Annotated in this window: 10 protein-coding genes; 9 read left to right on the plus strand and 1 reads right to left on the minus strand. The window is 57.0% G+C overall.

Annotation, left to right across the window (positions count from 1 at the left end; translation table 11 throughout):
* From ABI171_RS06450 to ABI171_RS06490, 9 genes are all read left to right on the plus strand, one after another.
* A partial coding sequence (locus ABI171_RS06450; RefSeq protein WP_348099260.1) for a head completion/stabilization protein occupies positions 1–209 on the plus strand: 209 nt, incomplete at its 5' end.
* Complete coding sequence (locus tag ABI171_RS06455) at positions 209–418, plus strand: tail protein X (RefSeq protein ID WP_348099268.1); 210 nt, start codon at positions 209–211, stop codon at positions 416–418. The genes ABI171_RS06450 and ABI171_RS06455, both read left to right, overlap by 1 nt.
* 17 nt (positions 419–435) lie before the next feature.
* Positions 436–792 carry a putative holin gene (locus ABI171_RS06460; protein WP_348099249.1) on the plus strand — a complete coding sequence of 119 codons (357 nt, stop codon included), beginning with the start codon at positions 436–438 and terminating at the stop codon, positions 790–792.
* Positions 785–1,054: a phage holin family protein gene (locus ABI171_RS06465; protein WP_348099261.1), complete on the plus strand. Its 270-nt coding sequence runs from the start codon at positions 785–787 to the stop codon at positions 1,052–1,054. The genes ABI171_RS06460 and ABI171_RS06465 overlap by 8 nt, the downstream gene beginning before the upstream one ends.
* Entirely contained in the window at positions 1,051–1,515 is a 465-nt protein-coding gene (locus tag ABI171_RS06470) for a D-Ala-D-Ala carboxypeptidase family metallohydrolase (protein WP_348099262.1), read from the plus strand. Before ABI171_RS06465 ends, ABI171_RS06470 begins: the two co-directional genes overlap by 4 nt.
* Positions 1,506–1,928: an Rz-like lysis system protein LysB gene (lysB, locus tag ABI171_RS06475; protein ID WP_348099263.1), complete on the plus strand. Its 423-nt coding sequence runs from the start codon at positions 1,506–1,508 to the stop codon at positions 1,926–1,928. Before ABI171_RS06470 ends, lysB begins: the two co-directional genes overlap by 10 nt.
* The gene (gene lysC / locus ABI171_RS06480) at positions 1,816–2,049 is read left to right on the plus strand and encodes an Rz1-like lysis system protein LysC (RefSeq protein ID WP_348099264.1); all 234 of its coding nucleotides are present in this window, start codon (positions 1,816–1,818) and stop codon (positions 2,047–2,049) included. The genes lysB and lysC overlap by 113 nt, the downstream gene beginning before the upstream one ends.
* Complete coding sequence (locus tag ABI171_RS06485; RefSeq protein ID WP_348099265.1) at positions 2,027–2,515, plus strand: phage tail protein; 489 nt, start codon at positions 2,027–2,029, stop codon at positions 2,513–2,515. Before lysC ends, ABI171_RS06485 begins: the two co-directional genes overlap by 23 nt.
* A complete protein-coding gene (locus tag ABI171_RS06490) occupies positions 2,512–2,973 on the plus strand; it encodes a phage virion morphogenesis protein (RefSeq protein WP_348099266.1) in 462 nt (153 codons plus the stop codon). Before ABI171_RS06485 ends, ABI171_RS06490 begins: the two co-directional genes overlap by 4 nt.
* Here the strand turns inward: ABI171_RS06490 and ABI171_RS06495 are convergent.
* Positions 2,970–3,320 (minus strand): hypothetical protein, encoded by a 351-nt coding sequence (locus ABI171_RS06495; RefSeq protein ID WP_348099267.1) that lies wholly within the window; start codon positions 3,318–3,320, stop codon positions 2,970–2,972. The two genes, ABI171_RS06490 and ABI171_RS06495, sit on opposite strands and share 4 nt — an antisense overlap.
* Positions 3,321–3,631 lie beyond the last annotated feature (311 nt).

Raw genomic sequence — 3,631 nt, forward strand, 5'->3', positions numbered from 1 at the left:
TCATTGCTCATTATCGGCGTGCCGTCTACTGCTGGGCCAAGGCCGATCTCACCGAGAGATATCGCGACTTCGACAGCACGGCGTCTTCCTTGTCCGACAAGAAAATGATGGAAGCGCTGGACAACGCACCTTCCGACCAGCGCCGTAATGCGCATTGGGCCATTACCAACATCATTGGCCGCTCTCACATGACGGTCGATCTGATCTGATGCAAGTGCGCGCCCAACAGCATGACACGCTGGATGCACTTTGCTGGCGCCACCTGGGTGCCACTGCCAACCTGGTCGAGGCGGCGCTCGAACTCAATCCCGGCCTGGCCGACCTGGGGCCGGTCCTGCCGCACGGCCTCCTGGTCAACTTGCCGGAACCTACCGCAACCCCCACTAAAACCGCCCAGGTCGTCAACCTCTGGGACTGAAAACGGAGCAATACCCTATGGCAGAACCCAGCACTACCACCCTGGTCGTCACCAGTGCCGCCGGCATCGGCCTGTCAACGCTGTTTCCTGGCATTGACGGCAATGCGCTGATTGGCGCTTTCGCCGGTGCCACGCTGGTGGCGATCTCCAGCAAGAACCTGCCAGTGCTGCAACGCCTGGCCTACATGGTCATTTCCCTGGCGATTGGCTACCTGGCCGCGCCCGAGGTCATCAGCAATACGCCGTTGAAGCAATCGGGCGTGGCCGCCTTCTTTGCATCGGCGGCGGCCATTGCGCTGACGCTGCACGGCATCGACCTGATTAAAACCATCGAGCTGCCGGCCTGGTTACGCAAGGGAGGCGACCATGACTAAAACGCTGACCTTACTGGCGTTGCTTTCCTACGCCAGCACGTGCCTGCGGCTGCTGTGCTACCGGCGCGGCCTGGCGAATCACCGTTTCCATATCTCCCTGGTGGCATGGCTGTTGATTGTTGCCACCGGCACCAGTGCCCTGGAGATCTTGCTCGGCCACGGCCATCCCTCCTTCGGGCAAACCGCTATCGCTTTGATCTTATGTGTCCTGGTGCATCGTGCCCAGGGCAACGTCGCCAACATCATTCGGGGATTTCAATGACAACTACTACACCGCTGACCGTGCATTTCACGCTGGAAGAATTCACACGCAGCGACAAGGCTCGGTCCCTATCTATCGACAACACGCCGGCGCAGGCCATCGTTGCCAACCTGCGGCGCTTGGCGAAGTTTAACGAGCTGGTGCGTTTGGAGCTGGGCGGCGCATCAATCATCATTTCCAGCGGCTACCGCTGCCAGGCGTTGAACCGTGCCGTCGGTGGCGCGGGCAATAGCGCCCACCTGGACGGCTTAGCGTGCGACTTTGCGGCGCCGGCGTTCGGCACACCGATGGAGATCTGCCAGGCGCTCGATAAATCCTATCTGCAATTCGACCAGTTGATCTATGAGCGGGTCGGCGGCGCGGTGTGGGTACACCTGGGCATTGCGGTCGAGGGCAAGACACCGCGCCGCCAGGTGCTGACGATCGACAGCCGCGGCACGCGGATCGGTCTATGGAACTGATCGCCAAGGGTCTGATTTCCCTCTTGGGTATTGGCGCGCTCTGCCTGGTGATTTACGTCCAGCGCGACAGTGTGACCGTTGCCAAGGAACGCGCCGAGACGGCAGAACAGATCACACGCGACCGCGACGGCACCATCAAGACTTTGACCGACGCGGTGGCGAGGGACAGACAAGCCGCCGCCAAGCTGCAAACCGCCCGCGACAATATCGCCGCCACCCTCACCGAACGAGAAAACCTCATTGAAAGCCTAGTCCATGACAACCCTACGATACGCAGCTGGTTTGACACTGCTTTGCCTGATGCTGTTGTCCGCCTGCGGGAGCATCCGGCCGCTACCGGCGCCAACGCTTACGGTCAACGCCTGCCCAGCGATCACCCGTTGCAACCTGCCGGCAGCGGCCCCCAGGACTAACGGCGCTTTGCTTCTCGCCCTGGAGCGTGCAGAGGCCGCGTGGGGCATGTGTGCGGCCAAGGTAGACGCCGTTGTTGATTGCCAGGAGGACGCCGAGCATGTACAAGCCAAAAAGCCTTAGAGCGCACCTGACTGCCGTCAGTGCCGAGTTGCAGCAGAATCCGGATAAACTGCTGATCTTTGCGGAGGGTGGTAACACCGTGGCGACCGGCACGGCTTCGCTGTCGTTTGAATATCGGTATAAGCTCAATATCATCATCACCGATTACAGCGGGAGCGAAGATGCCATCATGGTCCCGTTGTTGGCCTGGGTGCAGATACACCAGCGCGACCTGCTGGACAATGCCGAGCTGCGCAAGACCGGCATCGGCTTTGATGTGGATTACAACAACCACACATCGATAGACCTGGCGATCACACTGGCGCTAACCGAAACCGTGATAGTCAAACCAGCCGGCGCCGGCCGGCTGGAGGTCATTCACCGCGCCGAGCCGCAACCAACACCGGTCTATACCGAGGAATTCTGGCAAGCCTATACAGACGGCATGCTGCTGGCCGAGTGGTATAGACCGGCTAACCCCGAATGAGCGACGATCTATCAACCCTGGAAGCCTGGGCCGGCGCACTGCTGGCCCAGCTCCAGCCAGGCCAGCGTCGTGTCGTCACGCGCAGGATTGCCCAGGACTTACGCCGCAGCCAGGTACAACGCATCGCCAGCCAACAGGCGCCGGACGGCGCGCCTTACGCGAAGCGCAAACAGCGCAAGAATCTGCGGGGCAAGAAAGGGAGAATCAAACGGCAGAAGGCCGCCATGTTTGAGAAGATCCGCACGCTAAAAAATCTCAAGATCGAGCAGGACGAAAACCAGCTCTCGGTCGGCTTCTTTGGGCGTGTGGCGCGGATTGCCCGCGTGCACCAGGAGGGATTGAGCGACAAAGTTTCATTAAAAGGCCCGGCATATCACTATCCGGCCAGGCCTTTGCTAGGTTTCAGCGCTATCGATCAAGCGCTTATCCGAGAATCTCTATTGCGTTATTTATCTTAAGCCGTGCAGTGATCTGCGCTTTCAGGAAGTGCACTAGAAACAGCGTTAGAAAATGACGTATCAAAATGATTTAAAAAGGTTTCTATCAGATGTCCGTGATAATAAGCATAGACTTGTGATGTCACATTTGAGCCATTTGGTCTAATAATATTAAATGTAAGTTGACTATTTAGCACTTTTGGTAGAAGCCAAGCCTTTTTGTTCCATTCAGTTGCTTTGTGTGTGTAATGACCATCACTGGCTTTTTCCCACGTAGTTATTTTCCCCTTTGGTTCAGTTTGCGCAATCCTCGCGTCAAAATTATTGAGAAGAGTTTGAGGGGTGGTAGTTGCAAAATGTATTGCCATGTCGGACTCCCTGTCATGAGCTTAAGCTTCTATAGTGACCGTGTTCGCTGATTTTCAAAATCTTGCATAGGTATTCATAGTAGTCAAATGCATAAATTCTTCAAGGAAATATTTTAGACTGGGAAATTTCACTACTTCGCCCGTTCTTTTCCCCGCCCAGCACTGTCATATGCCACCTCGCAGTAAAACATCCCTTTGCAGTCGGTAACGCGGATATCAACCCGCTACCAGGTGCGCCGATTCCGGCAACCCGGCAACATGCAACGCATGACTGCTGACTACTCCGAACTGCTGCGCTTAATCCTGAATCT

Source organism: Collimonas sp. (assembly GCF_039923675.1).
GTDB lineage: Bacteria > Pseudomonadota > Gammaproteobacteria > Burkholderiales > Burkholderiaceae_D > Collimonas.